This is a genomic window from Bradyrhizobium sp. 930_D9_N1_4, assembly GCF_052076015.1.
Classification (GTDB): domain Bacteria; phylum Pseudomonadota; class Alphaproteobacteria; order Rhizobiales; family Xanthobacteraceae; genus Bradyrhizobium.
Map to the genome: position 1 here is coordinate 5,935,436 of NZ_CP197236.1, position 16,466 is coordinate 5,951,901.

General features: G+C 63.5%; 22 protein-coding genes and 1 pseudogene. 16 read left to right on the top strand and 7 right to left on the bottom strand.

Annotated elements, in window-relative coordinates; translation table 11 throughout:
- The first annotated feature begins 47 nt into the window (after window positions 1–47).
- Both AB7532_RS28245 and AB7532_RS28250 read left to right on the top strand, forming a co-directional pair.
- Window positions 48–557, top strand: coding sequence for a hypothetical protein (locus AB7532_RS28245; RefSeq protein ID WP_441237960.1), 510 nt, complete (start codon window positions 48–50; stop codon window positions 555–557).
- A 102-nt stretch (window positions 558–659) separates the two neighbouring features.
- On the top strand, window positions 660–1,172 hold the full coding sequence (locus AB7532_RS28250) for a mismatch-specific DNA-glycosylase (RefSeq protein ID WP_441237961.1): 513 nt from the start codon (window positions 660–662) through the stop codon (window positions 1,170–1,172).
- A 363-nt stretch (window positions 1,173–1,535) separates the two neighbouring features.
- Here AB7532_RS28250 and AB7532_RS28255 read toward each other — a convergent pair whose 3' ends face one another.
- On the bottom strand, window positions 1,536–1,973 hold the full coding sequence (locus AB7532_RS28255) for a VOC family protein (RefSeq protein WP_441237962.1): 438 nt from the start codon (window positions 1,971–1,973) through the stop codon (window positions 1,536–1,538).
- A 172-nt stretch (window positions 1,974–2,145) separates the two neighbouring features.
- Between AB7532_RS28255 and AB7532_RS28260 the strand changes: the two genes are divergently transcribed.
- Window positions 2,146–2,790 (top strand): glutathione S-transferase family protein, encoded by a 645-nt coding sequence (locus AB7532_RS28260; RefSeq protein WP_441237963.1) that lies wholly within the window; start codon window positions 2,146–2,148, stop codon window positions 2,788–2,790.
- A gap of 127 nt (window positions 2,791–2,917) precedes the next feature.
- On the opposite strand, the gene AB7532_RS28265 is transcribed toward AB7532_RS28260, so the two are convergent.
- The gene (locus tag AB7532_RS28265) at window positions 2,918–4,468 is read right to left on the bottom strand and encodes an outer membrane protein (protein WP_441237964.1); all 1,551 of its coding nucleotides are present in this window, start codon (window positions 4,466–4,468) and stop codon (window positions 2,918–2,920) included.
- Window positions 4,469–4,680: 212 nt separating this feature from the next.
- Between AB7532_RS28265 and AB7532_RS28270 the strand changes: the two genes are divergently transcribed.
- From AB7532_RS28270 to AB7532_RS28290, 5 genes and pseudogenes are all read left to right on the top strand, one after another.
- Complete coding sequence (locus AB7532_RS28270; RefSeq protein WP_441237965.1) at window positions 4,681–5,073, top strand: hypothetical protein; 393 nt, start codon at window positions 4,681–4,683, stop codon at window positions 5,071–5,073.
- Between the two features lie 15 nt (window positions 5,074–5,088).
- Window positions 5,089–5,262: pseudogene (locus AB7532_RS28275) on the top strand (glutathione S-transferase family protein); the annotation flags it as partial.
- 173 nt (window positions 5,263–5,435) lie between these two features.
- Window positions 5,436–5,735: a hypothetical protein gene (locus AB7532_RS28280; protein WP_441237966.1), complete on the top strand. Its 300-nt coding sequence runs from the start codon at window positions 5,436–5,438 to the stop codon at window positions 5,733–5,735.
- Between the two features lie 2 nt (window positions 5,736–5,737).
- Window positions 5,738–6,898 carry a tetratricopeptide repeat protein gene (locus AB7532_RS28285; RefSeq protein ID WP_441237967.1) on the top strand — a complete coding sequence of 387 codons (1,161 nt, stop codon included), beginning with the start codon at window positions 5,738–5,740 and terminating at the stop codon, window positions 6,896–6,898.
- 30 nt (window positions 6,899–6,928) lie between these two features.
- Window positions 6,929–7,621 (top strand): glutathione S-transferase family protein, encoded by a 693-nt coding sequence (locus AB7532_RS28290; RefSeq protein WP_441237968.1) that lies wholly within the window; start codon window positions 6,929–6,931, stop codon window positions 7,619–7,621.
- A 149-nt stretch (window positions 7,622–7,770) separates the two neighbouring features.
- Here AB7532_RS28290 and AB7532_RS28295 read toward each other — a convergent pair whose 3' ends face one another.
- Both AB7532_RS28295 and AB7532_RS28300 read right to left on the bottom strand, forming a co-directional pair.
- Window positions 7,771–8,205: a hypothetical protein gene (locus tag AB7532_RS28295; RefSeq protein ID WP_441237969.1), complete on the bottom strand. Its 435-nt coding sequence runs from the start codon at window positions 8,203–8,205 to the stop codon at window positions 7,771–7,773.
- A gap of 219 nt (window positions 8,206–8,424) precedes the next feature.
- Window positions 8,425–9,600, bottom strand: coding sequence for an IS481 family transposase (locus tag AB7532_RS28300; RefSeq protein WP_441233930.1), 1,176 nt, complete (start codon window positions 9,598–9,600; stop codon window positions 8,425–8,427).
- Between the two features lie 365 nt (window positions 9,601–9,965).
- Here AB7532_RS28300 and AB7532_RS28305 point away from each other — a divergent pair, with 365 nt between their 5' ends.
- The 3 genes from AB7532_RS28305 to AB7532_RS28315 all read left to right on the top strand — a co-directional run bounded on the left by AB7532_RS28305 (window position 9,966) and on the right by AB7532_RS28315 (window position 11,655).
- The gene (locus AB7532_RS28305; protein WP_441237970.1) at window positions 9,966–10,352 is read left to right on the top strand and encodes a RidA family protein; all 387 of its coding nucleotides are present in this window, start codon (window positions 9,966–9,968) and stop codon (window positions 10,350–10,352) included.
- 111 nt (window positions 10,353–10,463) lie between these two features.
- The gene (locus AB7532_RS28310) at window positions 10,464–10,724 is read left to right on the top strand and encodes a hypothetical protein (protein ID WP_441237971.1); all 261 of its coding nucleotides are present in this window, start codon (window positions 10,464–10,466) and stop codon (window positions 10,722–10,724) included.
- Between the two features lie 295 nt (window positions 10,725–11,019).
- Window positions 11,020–11,655, top strand: coding sequence for a hypothetical protein (locus AB7532_RS28315; RefSeq protein WP_441237972.1), 636 nt, complete (start codon window positions 11,020–11,022; stop codon window positions 11,653–11,655).
- A 124-nt stretch (window positions 11,656–11,779) separates the two neighbouring features.
- Here the strand turns inward: AB7532_RS28315 and AB7532_RS28320 are convergent, their stop codons facing one another.
- The gene (locus AB7532_RS28320) at window positions 11,780–12,265 is read right to left on the bottom strand and encodes a J domain-containing protein (protein ID WP_441237973.1); all 486 of its coding nucleotides are present in this window, start codon (window positions 12,263–12,265) and stop codon (window positions 11,780–11,782) included.
- A gap of 111 nt (window positions 12,266–12,376) precedes the next feature.
- Here AB7532_RS28320 and AB7532_RS28325 point away from each other — a divergent pair, with 111 nt between their 5' ends.
- The 3 genes from AB7532_RS28325 (at window position 12,377) to AB7532_RS28335 (ending at window position 14,194) form a co-directional block, all read left to right on the top strand.
- Window positions 12,377–13,144 carry an SDR family NAD(P)-dependent oxidoreductase gene (locus AB7532_RS28325; RefSeq protein WP_441237974.1) on the top strand — a complete coding sequence of 256 codons (768 nt, stop codon included), beginning with the start codon at window positions 12,377–12,379 and terminating at the stop codon, window positions 13,142–13,144.
- Window positions 13,145–13,340: 196 nt separating this feature from the next.
- Window positions 13,341–13,589, top strand: coding sequence for a helix-turn-helix domain-containing protein (locus AB7532_RS28330; RefSeq protein ID WP_441237975.1), 249 nt, complete (start codon window positions 13,341–13,343; stop codon window positions 13,587–13,589).
- A gap of 113 nt (window positions 13,590–13,702) precedes the next feature.
- Window positions 13,703–14,194, top strand: a complete 492-nt coding sequence (locus tag AB7532_RS28335) for a collagen-like protein (protein ID WP_441237976.1) — start codon at window positions 13,703–13,705, stop codon at window positions 14,192–14,194.
- A 6-nt stretch (window positions 14,195–14,200) separates the two neighbouring features.
- Here the strand turns inward: AB7532_RS28335 and AB7532_RS28340 are convergent, their stop codons facing one another.
- Together AB7532_RS28340 and AB7532_RS28345 are read right to left on the bottom strand one after the other, a co-directional pair.
- The gene (locus AB7532_RS28340) at window positions 14,201–14,416 is read right to left on the bottom strand and encodes a hypothetical protein (RefSeq protein WP_441237977.1); all 216 of its coding nucleotides are present in this window, start codon (window positions 14,414–14,416) and stop codon (window positions 14,201–14,203) included.
- Between the two features lie 96 nt (window positions 14,417–14,512).
- Complete coding sequence (locus AB7532_RS28345) at window positions 14,513–14,779, bottom strand: DUF2277 domain-containing protein (RefSeq protein WP_441237978.1); 267 nt, start codon at window positions 14,777–14,779, stop codon at window positions 14,513–14,515.
- Window positions 14,780–14,900: 121 nt separating this feature from the next.
- Between AB7532_RS28345 and AB7532_RS28350 the strand changes: the two genes are divergently transcribed.
- The gene (locus tag AB7532_RS28350; protein WP_441237979.1) at window positions 14,901–15,977 is read left to right on the top strand and encodes an alpha/beta fold hydrolase; all 1,077 of its coding nucleotides are present in this window, start codon (window positions 14,901–14,903) and stop codon (window positions 15,975–15,977) included.
- A 116-nt stretch (window positions 15,978–16,093) separates the two neighbouring features.
- A complete protein-coding gene (locus AB7532_RS28355) occupies window positions 16,094–16,447 on the top strand; it encodes a hypothetical protein (RefSeq protein ID WP_441237980.1) in 354 nt (117 codons plus the stop codon).
- Window positions 16,448–16,466 lie beyond the last annotated feature (19 nt).

Here is a 16,466-nt window from a genome sequence, read left to right on the forward strand (position 1 = left end):
CACGGACATGTATGCGTGATTGTGATCCGATCCCTAGGGGAACAGGAATGAAAACCGATCTGTTGTTGCAGAGTCTCCTGGATTTGATGCTGCAAATGAGTGATGCGGATATGTCCGTGCTCATTGCTGCAGTTGAGAACCGGACCTCAGCCATGTCGACAATCGTTGGCAGCTCCAACCACATCCTATGGGCCGAACTTGCAAAGCTTGGATTGTTGAAGGACGAGGGGTCGCCTGCCATTGCGCAATTGGATCAGTTGAAAGTTTTCTCAGTCGTGCAGGAGGGCATACCCCGTCTTGAGGAGCTACTCTCAAAATTCCGGCAGCGGAAAGTACATCAGTGTGTGAACGAGATATTTGAGACCCTGTGTGTTCCTGCCGGCAAGCAGATCGTGGAGCGAGTGTACCAGATTGGCGGGAACAACGCAGAGGTTCAAATCCTGATGGGTCTCACGTTGGCGTCAGTTTTGGGTAAGTGCGTCTCACCGGAGCATTACGACAAAGCGGTGCAGCAGGTTGCAGATTTGGCCAAGAAACGTTTAGCTGGTAGCGTTTAGCACTAACTTTCTGAGAGGCGATCGTGGCCCGACGAAGCGAAGCGGCATCCGGAGTCTTCGCTACTTGCATCGCTTCGGCCATGCAGTCGTGGATGATTGCACGTGCTTGAACCCGCCCGTCATCACCTCCCCGACCAGCTCCGCCCCAACCTCCGCCTCGTCTTCGTCGGCACCGCCGCCAGCACGCGCTCGGCCGAACTCGGGCACTACTACGCCCATCCCGGCAACCGCTTCTGGCGCGCGATCCATGAGGCCGGGATCACGCCGCGGCGGTATCAGCCAGGTGAGTTCGCCGCGCTGATCGAACTCGGGATCGGCTTCACCGATCTCTCCAAGTCGGGCGTGGGGATGGATCACCAAATCGCGGCTGAGACGATCGACGTGCCGGGGTTCAGGGCGAAGATCGAGACGTATCGGCCGCGGACGATTGCGTTCACGAGCAAGAAGGCGGCGAGCTTGTTTTATGGCAGGCCGTCAGCTGCGATTGCGTTGGGGAGACAGCCGCGCGAAGAAAGCTGGCCGGAGATTTTTGTGCTGCCCTCGCCGTCGGGTGCAGCGTCCGGGAGTTGGACGATCGAGCCGTGGCGCGAGCTGGCTAGGTGGATCGCTTCGTAGGGTGGATTAGCCCGCGGCTGCGCGAAGCGCGGTCCGCCCGGCGTAATCCACCAACTTCGTTCGGCGTGCGCGGGAGCGTGGTGGGTTACGGCTTCGCCTAACCCACCCTACAAGAGCGCCCACACCCACCGACCTCATCTTGAGGGACCGCGCAGCGGTCGTCTCGAAGGATGGCCGCGGATACAATCGGGCCTGCATGGTTCGAGACGGCGCTTCGCGCCTCCTCACCATGAGGGTCCAGCTTCCCAGGGTGGGCAAAGGTGCGTCAGCGCCGTGCCCACGACTTGTCCGTGAGTCCCGGCATTGCGTGGGCACGGCGCGCGAGGGGCGCGCCTTTGCCCACCCTACGGCACCGTCGCCCCCTCACCCCGCATACGCCTTGTCCAGATCCGCAATCACGATCTTCCGCATCCCCATCATCGCCTGCATGACGCGGTTCGCCTTGGTGCGGTCGGGGTCGCCGAGATAGCGCCCGAGCGCGGACGGGATCACCTGCCAGGACAGGCCGAACTTGTCCTTGAGCCAGCCGCAGCGGGACTCTTCGCCGCCGTCCGCAATCAACCGGCTCCAGAAATAGTCGACCTCCGCCTGCGTCTCGACGCTGATGAAGAACGACACCGCCTCGTTGAAGCGGTATTGCGGGCCGCCGTTGAGCGCGTTGAAGCGCTGGCCTTCGAGTTCGAACACCGCCATGAAGTCGCTGACGGTCTCGACCTTGGCATTGGGAAACACCGATTTGTAGAAGGCGACGGCGTCCTGGACGTTGTTGTCGAACCAGAGAAACGGCGTGATGGAGGTCATAAGCGGGGATCCTTTCGGCTCGGGCGGGACGCGCGGGTGCTCTAAGGACGCGGCAGGGATGGGCATTCCGACAATGGGAGCGGGATTTTTTGGCCAGCCGTAAGATACCTTGTCGAAAACCACCCCGGCTATTCGTCCTCTGGACCCAGCGACCATCACCCCGGAGCCCCCGATGCCCACCATCACCGCCTTCGAATCCTCGCCCGACCGCGGCCGCGGACAGGCGCGCGACATGCGGGTGCGCTGGGCGCTGGAGGAGGTCGGCCAGCCCTACGATGTGCGCCTCGTCTCGTTCGCCGCGATGAAAGAGCCGGCGCACCTTGCGCTGCATCCGTTCGGGCAGATCCCGACCTATGAGGATGGCGACCTCACCTTGTTCGAGACCGGCGCGATCGTGCTGCATCTCGCCGAATGCCACGACGGGTTGCTGCCGAAAGACGCGAACGCGAGGCGCCGCGCGATCGCATGGATGTTTGCGGCGCTCAACACGCTGGAGCCGCCGATCGTCGAGCTCGGGATGGCGATGCTGTTCGAGCGCGACAAGAGCTGGTACGCCGAGCGGCTGCCGGTCCTGCAGGAGCGCGTCCGTGTCAGGCTCGGCGAATTGTCCCGGCGCCTGGGTCAAGCCGAATGGCTCGATGGCGCATTCAGCGCCGGCGATCTCATGATGGTGACGGTGCTGCGAAGGCTCAACCCATCGGGGCTGCTCGAGGAGTTTCCCGATATCGCGGCCTATGTCGCCCGCGGCGAGGCGCGGCCGGCGTTCAGGCGGGCTTTCGAGGCGCAACTGGCGGTGTTCACAGCATCGGGATCGTAGGGTGGATTAGCGCAGCGTAATCCACCGCTTCTGTCACCGCGGAAGCAGAAGTGGTGGGTTACGCCCAGCGGACTGCGCTTCGCGCAGCCGCGAGGCTGACCCACCCTACGCACCTCCCTCGCCGCCCTCACTGAAACCGGTACGTCACCCCGAACGTCGCCAGATGCGTGCGCATCGCGACATCATACGTGTTCGCCGACGGATCGCGATCGGCCCGGCCACTCGAGCGCGAGACAGTGAAGCCGGTCTTGCCGTAATCGGCATAGCGGTATTCCGCGCGCGCCAGCCAGTTACCCCATAGCGCGGTTTCGAGGCCGCCACCGAGCGTCCAGCCGGTCTTCGTGGTCGACTGGCTGATGATCGCAGGCGACAGGGCGAAGAAGGTGCAGGTGGCGCTGACGCAGGTCGAGGTCAGCTCGAAGTTCTGCCAGGCGACGCCGCCGGTGGCATAGAGCATGGTCTGCGGATTGACGAGATAACCTGCACGCGCACGCAAGGACGCGTCCCAGCGGCTGCGGACCGACAGGCTCTCGCCCTGTGCCTGGGAGTCCGCGAGGAAGATGCTGGTGAAACCTTCGCGCGTGGTGGTGCGATCGGCAAAACCAAAATCGCCCTCGACGCCCGCGGTCCATCGCGCGGCGACCTGCCAGAGATAGCCGGCGTAGGGGCTGGCGCGGAACGCGGTGTTGTCCATCGGACGGTTGTTGGCGCGGCCGATGAGATCGTCCGTGACGCCCGCGCGCGATTCCGACGTGGTGGTGAGATCGGTGCGCGTGGCGCGCGCACCGAGGCCGAGGCCGACATAGGCGCCCGTCCAGGACGGCAGCATCGCGGCCTGCGCTTGCAACGGATGCAAGCGGCCGCCGATGACAGGCTCGCCAAACTTGTAAGCGAGGCCGACGCTTGCGGTGTGGGTGCGCAGCTTGGCATCGAAATTGTCGACCGTGAGCGCCGGGCCCGCGGTCGCCGTGCGCGTGAAATTGAACGGCGCGGAGCCAAAATCAGCATAGCGATAATCGGCGCGCAGCAGCCAGTTGCCCCATAGCGCGGTCTCGACGCCGCCACCGAGCGTCCAGCCGGTCTTGGTCGCGGAATTCGAGATCAAATTAGGTGACCTCCCGTTGCCGGCACAGCTGGGGCTGACGCAGACCAGGGTGACGTCATAGTGCTGGAGAGCGAGGCCGGAGGTCACGTAAAGCAATGTCGTCGGCGTCAGCAGATAACCGGCGCGGCCGCGCAGGCTCGCATCCCAGCCGGCTTTGACCGACAGGCTGTCGACCCCGAAGGTGGACGAGCCGGCCCAGGGCGAAGCGCGAAACCCGGGCAAAGCCGTGCTCTGGTCACCGAAGCCGACATCGCCTTCGATACCGACCACCCAATGTGGCGCGACCTGCCAATTGTAGCCGGCATAGGGATTGACGCGAAAACCGCTGCCGTCGAACGGCTGGGTCACCACGCTGCGGCTGATGTCACGGGGAACGCCGTCCTGCAGCACCGATGTGGTGGTGAGGTCAGCCCGCGTCGATCGGAAGCCGAGGCCGAGGCCGGCATAGAATCCCGTCCACGACGACGCCACGACCGGCGGCACCTTGGTGAAGGCTGCGAGGTCCGCCGCCAGCGCCGGTGCCGCGAGCGCAAACCAGGCCAGCAGTACGCCGCCGCAAAGCAATCCCGGCATTTTGGAGCGGATCAATGAGCGTCGCATCTCGGGCCTTGCTGCTGGAAACGTCAGGACCGAATCCATACGTCGAGTGGGGGATGTCGAGCGTCCTTCGATCGAACGAGTCCGCGCGGAATGCGCCGACTGTTGCAAGCCCGCCACTGCGGCGATACGACTTGAGATGGAAGAGCCGGATCAACCGGCCCGCATCATCCAGGGAAGCCACCACCATGAGCGACGACCTCTCAGGTGTCTGGGACGGCAGCTACATCCAGCCGGGTGTCGGAATGATCACGTTCACGGCGACGCTGGTCGAGACCCATGGCGCGCTCGGCGGAAGCGTCACCGAGCCATGCATGATGCCGGGCTGCCCGCTGAGCACGCACAATTCCTCGCTCGCGGGCCATCGCTCCGGCAGCGCAGTCTCGTTCGTCAAGCGTTACGAGCCGCCCGGCTATGGCTATGACAGCGTGACCTACGAGGGCACAGTGAATGCCGAGGCAACCGAGATCGACGGACGCTGGCACCTGCCGGGCCATTCGGGAGCGTTCCTGATGATCCGCGCGAGCAAGCCTGCGCAGGCCGTGACGACGGAGAAGCGCGCCAGGGAGCCGACACGCTAGCAGGGAGTTTCGCTGATGCTGACCCTCTACTCCTATCCGGAATTGTTCGGCGTCGCCGACAACAACGGCTACGGCCTCAAGGTCTATGCCTTCCTGAAGCTTGCGGGCGTGCCGTTCGTGCATGAGCACGTTTTCGATGCCTCCACCGCGCCCCGCGGGCAGCTGCCTTACGTCGTTGACGACGGCGAGGCTAGCAGGTTGACACGTTGCATCAGGAGGGACTGCGACACCCCCATTGCTTGCGGGTGCTAGGCGGCGGTGCGCCGAAATGACCGGCAGCTAAAGGACCCAAATTTGCTCTAGGAACGGTTGTACTTTCCCTCGCACGCAAGTTAATCTGACTACGGGATTGGGGGAATCTCATGTCACCATTGCTGATCATCTTTATCCCGTTCGTTCGGCTCGTCGGCCATTCGCTCGCGGCCTCACTCGGCTTTTCGGGAATTGCCATGATCGCAGTTCTTCCGATCATGCTCGTCAGGCAAATTGCGAGTTATACGACGCTCGCAGCCGACAAGCTCAAGATCTTCGAGACGGTTGAGACGGCCATCCTCTATCTCGACAGTGCCTTGCTTGTCTTCGTTATCGTGATCTACTCCATCTACTTCATGGTGGAGCAGTGGCGAGCACTGCGAAAGTTGCTCAAGCAGGAGGGTGGCTAACCATGGACGCCCCGGCACTCAAACCGACGGCCAATGATCTGCAGCAACTGGGCGAAGCGTTCAAAGGTGCTTTCAAGGAAACACTCGCCTTGTATGCCCTCAAGGAGCGCGGCCAGATCGCGACTGCCGGGATCGCGGCCGTCACCCTGATCTTCACAACCCAGATCTGGATGGGCAATCGGATTTCGGTTCCAGACGATGACATTGCCATAGAAGCACCAATTCCGACGAGACAAGCAGCCAGCGCAGTCGAGCGGCGCGAGCGGCCCACCTCTCGAACTCTGCCAAATCCAATCGAGGACCTGGATCGATATATCGCCGCCAATCCGGACAGCGCGCGCGCCCGGTTCGCGCGAGGCAGTTACTATAGTGCGACGAACGAGAACGAGAAAGCGATCAGCGACTATACGGCTGTGCTTCACCTTGACCCGAGCGACCTTGGCGCGACGCTCGCGCGGGCGGACGCCTACCAGAAACTGGGCGCCAAAGAACAGGCGCTCAACGATTTTCAGCGCGCCAGGCAAATTGCATCCCTTGCGCCGCAGGAAAGCCGCGACATGCTGGATTTTGAAATCAAGTCGCAAGACCAAGCGATCACGGCCGCGCTGATCGCGCGAGGGGACGCTCATCGCAAGATAGGAGAAATCCCGCACGCGCTCGCCGATTATCACGCGGCATTGGAAATTTCACCGGATAACGTGGAAGCGCTGGTTGGGCGCGCTCTGGCTTATCAGCAGGACGGCGACTTGCAGCGCGCACTCCCGGACTATGACTTGGCAATCAAGATCGAACCGACCAATCCGCTTCCCTATCTGGAGCGCGGGCAGATGTTCAAGAAAAAGGGCGACCTCACGCTGGCGACGAACGACTTTCGCAAGGCCGTCGAACTCAATCCGGGCGACGCAAAGGCCTATCTCTTGCTCGGAGACCTCTACCAGGGCGAAGGCAGGTTGGATGAAGCAATTGCCAGTTATGGCAGGGCCGCCGAGGCTTCCTTCGGCAAGGATCAGGCCGTAGCGCTGGTCTACCGGGGCAACGCTTATCAAGCCAAGGGCAACGACGCCGCAGCCTTTGCGGATTACGGCGCGGCAGCCAATGTTGCGCAAGAAGGCTATTTACCCTCACGAGCGGCATCGGCCGCCGCTGCCTCCGCCGCGAGGTAGTCGCAGAAGCATGACCGGATACCCCCGCTAATGCTGACCCTCTACTCCTATCCGGAATTGTTCGGCGTCGCCGACAACAACGGCTACGGCCTCAAGGTCTATGCCTTCCTGAAGCTTGCGGGCGTGCCGTTCGTGCATGAGCACGTCTTCGACGCCTCCGCCGCGCCGCGCGGGCAGCTGCCTTACGTCGTCGACGACGGCGAGACCATCGGCGACAGCGAGACGATTATCGCGCACGCCACCGCGAAGTATCGCCTCACCATCGACGCCGCACTATTGCCTGCACAGCGGTGGACCAATCATTTGGTCACACGCATGCTCGACGATCTCTACTGGGTGATGTCGTATTCGCGCTGGAAGGACGAGCGCTTCTATCCCGCCTTCCGCGACGGTTTCATCGCGCAGCATCCACAGATCGACGCTGATGGCTTCGAGAAGGCGAAGGCGTATAATTCGCAGCGCTATCATTTCCAGGGCATCGGCCGCTACACGCCCGAGCAAGCCTACGCGCGGGGCCTCGCCGATCTGCAGGTGCTGGCGGAGATCGTGCCCGCCGCTGGCTTCGTGCACGGCGCGACGCCGGGCAGCATTGATGCCGGCATCTACGGCTTCATCGCGAATATCTATTACTTCCCGATCCCGACGCCACTGAAGGCCTTCGTCGATGCGCACAAAAATCTCGTCGCGCATTGCGAGCGGGTGCATGCGCTGGTGAGTGCGTAGTCCGCAGGTCTCGTAGGGTGGGCAAAGGCGCGCAAGCGCCGTGCCCACCATCTCTCGCGGTCGCGGTGGAAGAAACCCAGGGTGAGGCCTGTCTTTGCGGAGAGAGCTGGTGGGCACGCTTCGCTTTGCCCACCCTACGGTACCGTCCCCTACCGCATCGTGATCGCGAGCCCGCTGAGATCCGCATTCGCCATCAGGCCGACCTGCGTGCCGGAGAGCTCCAGCACGGCGCCCTTCTGGTTGGTGAGCACGATGGCGCGAGCGCCGCGGCCGACGGCAATGCCGGCACCGGCGGCGCCGTAGACGCCGGCGATATCGGAGGGCCGGTTGATGTTGGAGACGCGGCCGCGCAGCACGGTCTTGGAACCGCCGAACACGAGGCCGTAATCGAGCCCGCCGGTGGAGAGCGAGTAGGCGCGGCCGCGGAAGTTCAGCACGCCCGAGCCGCCGGAACCGCCGATGATCCAGCCCGCCTTGTAGATCGTCAGCACCACGGTGCCGCCGTCGGCCAGCGCCGAGGTCGAGATGCCGGCCAGCGCGGCCATGCCGACCAGCGCGGCGCGAAAGGTGGAAGCGAGCTTCATGGGGCGTCTCCGGAGGCTATTTTCTGGGAGGGAAAGCGAATCAGACGCGACGAATCTACCCGATCGATCGCGGCGGCAACATGATGGGGATCTCTGTGAGGCGCGAGGTGCAACAGCCTACTCAACTGTCATCGCCCGGCTCGACCGGGCGATCCAGTATTCCAGAGGCGGTCGATTGAATCGAGAAGCCGCGGCGTACTGGATGCCCCGGTCAAGTGTTTAGTCCGGAGACATGGCTGACACCTGTTCGGACACATCACTGACAGGTTGGGCGCTGGTCAAGTCGATTGATGCGACCTGCCAGCTTGCGAAGAAGATTCCGTAGTGGCCGTCACGATCCAGCGGCCGAATGGCAAGGCGTTCGCGAGCGAAGGCCTGGGGAACTTTCCAGAAGCGTCCTTTGAAGGAGACGTAGGGTCTCGTCGATGAGACCCTGCGCACGATCTCGCCGCTGTCGTATTCGATTTTTGGAATGCGAGCCGGCATGACCCGGACGCTCGGCCGGAAGCGATCGGCGGGAACGTGCATGTCGAGGCCCTGGTGGGGGCGCTCCAGATTGTAGACAGGGCGCCAGGCGTCGAGGGCGCGCTGGACTTCCGGAAGACTGCGGAAGCGACGCATTGCAAAGACCTCGGCCTTCAGGGTGCGGTGGAAGCGTTCGTTCTTGCCTCGAGCCTGCGGGTGGCACGGCCTGGCGTGGATCACCCTGATACCAAGCTTGAGCAGCCACACCTTCAGTCCGGTCCAACGAACGCCGGACGTGTCGCCCCAGGGGGAGCCGTTGTCGGTGTAGAAGGCCTCGGGCAGGCCATAGCAGCGGAACGTCGCCGTCAGGTGATCCTGCACGGTCAGACGCTGCTCGTCGGCGCAGGCCTTCAGGCACAGAACATAGCGCGAGTGATCGTCGACGATCGTTAGCGGATGGCACCTCGTCCCGTTGGCGAGTGGCAGGTGCCCCTTGAAGTCCATCTGCCACAGCAGGTTGGGAGCTTCCTTCTCGAAGCGGTGCCCCGGATTTGGCGGTGCATTCTCGCTTGGTTTGACCCGGCCGTTCCGGCACAGGATCTGGTGCACCGTTGACGGCACAGGCACCGTCTGCCCGCTCCGCTTCAGGCAATGGGCGATCTTCCGCGCGCCCCAGGCCGGGTGCTTGTCGCGGACAGCCAGGACCTCGGCCTCAACCGCCGCATCGCTCCGCTGGGGCATCGCGCGCGGGCGCCGGGATCGGTCCGTCAGCTCCCGATCGCCAGCCTGCCAGCGCGACAGCCACTTGTAGCCGACATCAGGGCTGATGTTGAACCGCCGGCAGAGCTCTCGCCGGTTAGCGCCTTCTTGCAAAGCCAGCCGCACAAACTCATGGCGCTGATCCATTGCTGACACCTCATTCCAAGGCATGGACGGCCTCCCGAATCGGACCAATCCAGCCAATGTTGATGTGTCAGCTATGTCTCCGAACACCCGTCAGTGATCTGTCCGGGCTAAACATCAAGCCGGGGCATGACGGGGGAGTTTGTGGCCGCACACGGCGGAGTCTGGAGCACCGGCGCCATTTTCCACCTTGCCATTCTGCTCCTGTTTTGCCCGACGGCGCAACCGCATATTTCGCTCTTCCCGAATCTTGAAAACACCAATGATTTCCGAGCGGTTTCTACTGTGCATGGGGTTGTTTTCGCACTTTTGTCCTGACCGCTCTCCCGATCCCGATTGCAACGTCCCCGCATGTCGCTACCCTCACACGTTAACCCATCCGAGGTGTTCCCATGCCGATCCAGCATTTCGCGCCCCCGCCGCACGTCAAGTCGCCGCCGCTGTCCTTTGCGACGCGCGTCGGCGACCTCCTGTTCGTCTCCGGCATTCCCGGCTTCGACGCCAATGGCGCGCTGCCTGACGGCTTCGACGCGCAGTTCGCCAATGTCGTCGTCAACATCCGCCGCGTGCTGGACGAGGCCGGCGCGACCTTTCGCGATCTCGCCAAGGTCAACGTGCTGCTCACCCGCGCCTCCGACGTCGCCGCGATGAACGCGCTCTATGCCGGCGCCTTCGGCCCGCCGCCCTACCCTGCACGGACAACTTGCGTGGTGCACGCCCTGCCCGATCCGAAGATGCTGATCGAGATCGAGGCGGTGGCGTCGCTGGCCAAGGCATAGTCCGCAAGGAGGACCCGATCTGACATATCCGTGATCGGCAGTCGCCCGGCTTGCCAGCCGCACCATTTTGCCGCACGAGTTTCCGGTCACGTTCCCATCAGGAGATATTTCATGCGTCGCGTTCTCGCCCTTTGTGCCTTTGCCGGCATCGCAAGTTCCGTTTTCGCCGCGCCGGCATCGGCGGCGGTCGGCTATTACGTGATCCGCTGGGACAACACCGGCATCTGCCAGGTCTGGAACGAGGACCTCAAGTACAAGCCGTTCCAGTGGGGCGTGTCGACCTACAAGGTCGTCAGCAAGCCGCTCCCGACCTTCACCGCGGCCTCCGACCTCCAGATCAAGCTGCGCGCCGAGCGCAAGTGCACGCTCTAGGCGTCACGCGACAGATTGCATTTCGAGGGCGGGCCGCGCGAGCGGTCCGCCCTTTTCCTTTGCAGGCATTGTCGGTTTCAGCCGCAAACCCGCGCGCACGCTTTGAACCTGACCAGCATGCGCAACTACTCACATTCTGTCCGGGCCGTGGCCCTTCGACTACAATGGCCCTCCGACGACACCCAGCGTTAGCGCCACAGCAGCAGGTCAAGATTCGATCGGCGGACGACAAGGGTCGGGCAAGGATGCCATGCTAGCATCCTTGCCCGATTGCTTTTGACTTTGGAGCCAATCGATGCGCACGCCGACGACAGCAGCAATTCTTGCCGTTTCGCTTTTGCTCGCGGGCACCGCGCAAGCGCAGGCTCCGCAATCCTTCCGCGTGATCTCGCCGATCTTCGGCCAGCTCGTCTCGTTCGCGATGCCGTCGAATTTCGCAGCCGTGTTCGAGAACACCAAGGGCGGCCACTACATCCGCGAAGCGGTGTTGAAGGGCGAGACGCCCGAACGCTGGACGCAGATGATCACCGTGACAGGCGAGAAGGGCATGACGCTCACGCCCGGCGCCTCACCCGAGAAATTCGCGGGCACCATCGCCGGTGGCTTCAGATCGGCCTGTCCCGACAGCTTTGCCGCGCGGCCGTTCGGCGCCATGACATTCGGCCGCTTCGAAGGCTTCGCCGCCGTGATCGGCTGCGGCCGCGTCGACAGCGGCCCGACCCGGCACAGCGAGACCGCGCTGCTGATCACGCTGAAAGGCACCACCGACTACTACACCATCCAGTGGGCCGAGCGCGGCCCCGAGATGGACGAGCCGCCGGTCAATGACGACCGATGGCAGAAGCGTCTGCTCGAGCTGGGCCCGATCGACCTCTGCCCGATCGTCGCCGGCGAAGCCGCGCCCTATCCGAGCTGCGTGAACAAGAGCTGATACAGTTTTTCTCAGGCTTCGTAGGGTGGGCAAAGCGCAAGCGTGCCCACCATTCCATCCATCATGAAACAGATCGTGGGCACGGCGCGTTGCGCCTTTGCCCACCCTACGAGATCTCGATCGCTCACGCGTCCTTGTGCGCGCCGGGATGAATCAGGATATCGCGCGCGGCGGCGAGGTCGATGAAGGCTTCCGCGCTGCCGCCCCGGTCGGGATGCATGCCCTTGGCGGCGCGCCGATAGGCCTGGTTGATGTCCTCGCAGGTAAGCTGCACCGCGAGCGGCAGGCCGAGCATCCTGCGGGCGCGATCTTCGCTGGACAGCTTCTTCGGCGCAGCGTGACGGCGGCCGAAGCGCGGCGCCGTGAGATCGTGGACGACCTCGAGGATCACGCCGACGCGGCGCTGGGCCGCCAGCGTGACGCTGTGATCGTCATTGTCCACGGCCTGACGCAGCACCGGAAGCGCCTGCTCGGCCGCCTGGCGCAGCGTCGTATCAGTGCTCATCCGCACGATCTCGGCCACGAGCCGGCCTGCCTCGGCCCAATCGGCCGATTGCGCCGACCGCAGGCGTTCGAGAGCGAGTTTCCAGGATTCAAGCCGTTCCATCATGCGCGCAACGTTTAGCAATGAAGATCAGTATGCCAAGGCCGCCGTTTCCGACCCCTTAATTTCGGGTTAGCCTTTCATGAAACTTAGAAACGAAATCGGGAGGAAATTGTCATGGCATTGCTCGCAAACCACATCGCCGTCGTCACGGGTGCCGGCTCCGGCATCGGCCGGGCGATCGCGGCCGGCTACGCCCGCGAAGGCGCGCGAGTTGTCCTGCTCGACGTCAATGCGGACACGGTCGCGGAAGCCGCCGCGGATATCCGCAAGTCCGGCGGCAAGGCCGAGAGCTCTGCGCTCGACGTGACAAAGCGTGAGGATTGCTTCGCGCTGGCAAAGCAAGTGGCCGACATGGTCGGCGAGGTCTCGATCCTCGTCAACAATGCCGGCATCACCCGCCGCAACGCCTTCACCGCGGAGACCGAGGTGGTTGCGAAGGACTGGAACGACATCATCTCGCTCAATCTCAACGGCGTCTTCAACGTGACGCAAGCATTCCTCAGCCCCCTGCGTGCGAGCAAAGGCCGCATCGTCAATATCGGTTCGATCCAGTCCTTCGTGCATCTGCGCACGCCGAGCTCGGCGGCGTACACGACGTCGAAACACGGCGTGCTCGGCTTCACCAAGGCGCTCGCGGTCGAGCTCGGCAAGGAAGGCGTTCGCGTCAACGCGATCGGGCCGGGCTTCATCGAGACCAACATCAACGCCAATGTGCGCGCGACCAATCCCGCGCTGGTGCAGGCCTTCGTCGATCACACGCCCCTTGCACGCACCGGCAAGCCCGAGGACATCGTCGGCCCGGCGGTCTTCCTCGCGTCGGACCTGTCGGCCTACGTCACGGGAACGATCGTGATGGTGGACGGCGGATATCGGACGGTGTGAAGGTGATACGTCCGCATCACTATGCATCTCGTGCCAATCGCGGCGGCTTCGGGGTATTCCTGAGGTCATCTGGTGCGGCCGTTCCGAATTAACCTTTCGTTAACCAAACCCGCCCACCGTAGATCTACGGCTTGGGGGTCGTTTGTTCTCGATCGTTTCCAAAGATGGAAGCGGGCGTTGATCGGGAGGTGTGTTGATGACCACTGTTCATGTCGCTGCGTCCGAGCCGGGCGCGCAATTCCTTTCCCCGGACCAGATCGTTCCGCTGCTGATCGGCGCAACCGTCGGCGAAGTCGAGCGCGAGCTCGTGCTCCAGACGCTCGCGCGCTGCGACGGCAACCGCACGCGGGCCTCGCGCGTGCTTGGCCTCTCGGTGCGCACGCTGCGCAACAAGATCAGGATCTATGCAGCCTCCGGCATCGAGGTGCCCGCGTATCACGACTAGCGCATGATGTGCTGCCGATTGATGTTGATCAAGCCCCGCGCGATGCGCCGGCGGAATTGCTGCTGTCGTCAAACGCCGCTAAGTAACTTGCTTCCGGTCAAGGGAGTGGTGGCGTGGCAGACGATCAGGGACGGCAGGGTGCGCGCGGACGGCAGGGCGAGCCGGGACGACCGGGACCGCAGGGGCATCCAGGCAAGCGCGGCCCGGACGGCGCGCGTGGCAAGCCGGGACCGCAGGGCAAGCCGGGTGCAGCCGGAAAGCCAGGAGCGCAAGGGAAGGCCGGTCTGCCAGGAAAGCCCGGTGAAGCCGGCGCGCGGGGAGCCGTAGGGCCGCAAGGCCCGGCTGGTTCGCAAGGCCCGCGTGGCGAGGCCGGACCGCCCGGCCAGTTGCCCTCCATCGAGCAGGTGCTGCCGTGGCTCGAACAACTCTTCGACGCCTGGGACGAACGCCGCCGCCAGCGCGAGCGTGAAGCTGCCGAGCGCGAGGCACTGGAGGCCGCCGTTCAAGAAGCCGATGAGCCGATCGTCGATAACGAGAGCGATGACGGCGAAGGCGACGATCACAAGAAAAAGAAGAAAAAGAAGAAGCACGGCCACAAGGATTAGTCGCGTCTAGTCTGTCCGATCCTCGCGTCGTGGCAGCATGCCCATGCGCTCGAACTGCCAGCGCATGGCGCGATACCAGAGATAGCCGACCAGCGTTCCGCACAGCGTCAGGACGATGAGGTTGGCGCTGCTGTAGGAGCCGCTCCACCACATCATCCATGCGGTCCACAGCACCGTGAAGGTGACGGCACCTGCTTTGAGAGGAATAAGGGGGCGGCTCATGGTCGTGCTCCGGGCTGTCAAAACCCCGGCAGACATCATCGCAAGTCGAGGCCGCCCTCACCGTGAGCCAGATCACGGAACGGACGTTCGAGACCGCTAACCGAACCGCAGCCGCGAACGTTCCTTGGCCTTCTCCGCTTCGGCCTCCCGGTCGCGCGCCGGCGCGTGGGTGTGCAACGAGGTCAGCAGCCTTCGCGCGGCCTCCGAGACTTCGGCCACCGCGCGTTCGAAGGCCTCCTCATTGGCCTGCGACGGCTTGTTGAAGCCTGACAGCTTGCGCACGAACTGGATCGCGCTCGCCTGGATCTCGTCCTCGGTCGCCGGCGGCTCGAAGTTGAACAGGGTCTTGATGTTGCGGCACACGCAGTCTCTCCCGTTTTCTTGAAGACGATCGGCGGCGGCAAAATCCTACATCCTTCCCCATCCTTCTGCTAAGGTTCCCGCAACGGCGGCCGCCAACCATGAGCCGCATGGGGGGAGAAACATGAGAGCTTTTCGCGCAGCGTTGTCGACCGTCCTGCTGCTCGTTTCAACGTCCGCGATGGCCGCCGACTATCCAGCGCCGAAACAGGGTGACTGGACTGCCAGGGATTTCAAATTTCACACCGGCGAGACCATGCCGGAACTGAAGCTGCATTACACCACCGTCGGCGAACCCTCAGGCCAGCCGGTGCTGGTCCTGCACGGCACCGGCGGCTCGGGCACGAGCATGCTGTCACCCGCCTTCGCAGGCGAGATGTTCGGCGCAGGCCAGCCGCTCGATGCGTCCAAATATTACATCATCCTCCCCGATGCGATCGGCCACGGCAAATCGTCAAAACCGTCCGACGGCATGAAGACGGGCTTTCCGAAATACAATTACGACGACATGGTCGAGGCGCAATACCGTCTGGTGACGGAGGGGCTCGGCGTCAAGCATCTGCGGCTCGTGATCGGCAATTCGATGGGCGGCATGCAGACCTGGCTGTGGGGCGAAAAATATCCGAAAGCGATGGACGCCCTGGTGCCGATGGCCTCGCAGCCGACCGAGATGGCGTCGCGCAACTGGATGATGCGGCGGATCATGCTCGACACCATCCGCAACGACCCCGACTACAATGGCGGCAACTACACCAGTCAGCCGCGCATGATGAAATACGCCATCACTGCCTACGGCATCGCCAGCATCGGCGGCACGCTTTTCTATCAGCAACAGGCGCCGACCGCGGCCAAGGCCGACAAGATCGTCGACGACCGGCTTGCGACGCCGATCACGGCGGATGCCAACGACTTCCTGTATCAGTGGAGCTCCTCGCAGGACTACAATGCCGGCGAGAAGCTGGAGCAGATCGAGGCGACGCTGCTGCTGATCAACTCCGCCGACGACGAGCGCAACCCGCCGGAGACCGGCATCACGGACGCTGCGATGAAGCGCGTCAAGAACGGCAAGCTGTATCTGATCCCCGCGAGCACAGAGACGCGCGGCCACGGCACCACCGGCAACGCGAAGCTCTACGTCGAGCAAGTCAGGGAGTTGCTGCAAACGGTGCCGCTGCCGACGATTGAATCGGCACGCCGCTGATTGTGCGCTGCAAATATATGGCGCCTCTCGCGCCGCATATTATTTGAGCATGCAATGTGCCAAGCGCTCGGGCTTAATCATCGCAACGAGAATCGAGACGCGATGAGGAGGATCGCATGCACAGGCTCGCACTGTGCGTCTGGCTGGCCGCGACAATGGCCCTGACGAGCGCCGCGTTCGCGTTCGACAACGGCCAATACGACCACGTCCCGCCCGACATTCGCGCCTGGTTCAAGAGCGTGATCGCGCCGAACGGCGTGCCCTGCTGCGACATTTCCGACGGGCATCGCACTGAATACGACGTCCGTGGCGGCACCTATTGGGTGCCGATCGAAGGCCAATGGATGGAGGTGCCCGATCGCGCCATCATCCGCGATCGCGGCAATCCGGTCGGCGAGGCCGTGGTGTGGTACGTCCACCACCGCGGCGCGATCATCATCAGTTGCTTCGTGCCGGCGGACGCGGTCTGAGCTCGCCCGCGCGATGGCG

Coding starts and splice junctions, on each gene's coding strand:
- AB7532_RS28340 (WP_441237977.1), bottom strand. CDS start 14,416: ATGAGCCGCCCCCTTATTCCTCTCAAAGCAGGTGCCGTCACCTTCACG.
- AB7532_RS28355 (WP_441237980.1), top strand. CDS start 16,094: ATGCACAGGCTCGCACTGTGCGTCTGGCTGGCCGCGACAATGGCCCTG.
- AB7532_RS28320 (WP_441237973.1), bottom strand. CDS start 12,265: ATGATGGAACGGCTTGAATCCTGGAAACTCGCTCTCGAACGCCTGCGG.
- AB7532_RS28295 (WP_441237969.1), bottom strand. CDS start 8,205: ATGAAGCTCGCTTCCACCTTTCGCGCCGCGCTGGTCGGCATGGCCGCG.
- AB7532_RS28325 (WP_441237974.1), top strand. CDS start 12,377: ATGGCATTGCTCGCAAACCACATCGCCGTCGTCACGGGTGCCGGCTCC.
- AB7532_RS28330 (WP_441237975.1), top strand. CDS start 13,341: ATGACCACTGTTCATGTCGCTGCGTCCGAGCCGGGCGCGCAATTCCTT.
- AB7532_RS28260 (WP_441237963.1), top strand. CDS start 2,146: ATGCCCACCATCACCGCCTTCGAATCCTCGCCCGACCGCGGCCGCGGA.
- AB7532_RS28310 (WP_441237971.1), top strand. CDS start 10,464: ATGCGTCGCGTTCTCGCCCTTTGTGCCTTTGCCGGCATCGCAAGTTCC.
- AB7532_RS28280 (WP_441237966.1), top strand. CDS start 5,436: ATGTCACCATTGCTGATCATCTTTATCCCGTTCGTTCGGCTCGTCGGC.
- AB7532_RS28245 (WP_441237960.1), top strand. CDS start 48: ATGAAAACCGATCTGTTGTTGCAGAGTCTCCTGGATTTGATGCTGCAA.
- AB7532_RS28255 (WP_441237962.1), bottom strand. CDS start 1,973: ATGACCTCCATCACGCCGTTTCTCTGGTTCGACAACAACGTCCAGGAC.
- AB7532_RS28290 (WP_441237968.1), top strand. CDS start 6,929: ATGCTGACCCTCTACTCCTATCCGGAATTGTTCGGCGTCGCCGACAAC.
- AB7532_RS28350 (WP_441237979.1), top strand. CDS start 14,901: ATGAGAGCTTTTCGCGCAGCGTTGTCGACCGTCCTGCTGCTCGTTTCA.
- AB7532_RS28315 (WP_441237972.1), top strand. CDS start 11,020: ATGCGCACGCCGACGACAGCAGCAATTCTTGCCGTTTCGCTTTTGCTC.
- AB7532_RS28300 (WP_441233930.1), bottom strand. CDS start 9,600: ATGCCTTGGAATGAGGTGTCAGCAATGGATCAGCGCCATGAGTTTGTG.
- AB7532_RS28305 (WP_441237970.1), top strand. CDS start 9,966: ATGCCGATCCAGCATTTCGCGCCCCCGCCGCACGTCAAGTCGCCGCCG.
- AB7532_RS28285 (WP_441237967.1), top strand. CDS start 5,738: ATGGACGCCCCGGCACTCAAACCGACGGCCAATGATCTGCAGCAACTG.
- AB7532_RS28270 (WP_441237965.1), top strand. CDS start 4,681: ATGAGCGACGACCTCTCAGGTGTCTGGGACGGCAGCTACATCCAGCCG.
- AB7532_RS28265 (WP_441237964.1), bottom strand. CDS start 4,468: ATGCCGGGATTGCTTTGCGGCGGCGTACTGCTGGCCTGGTTTGCGCTC.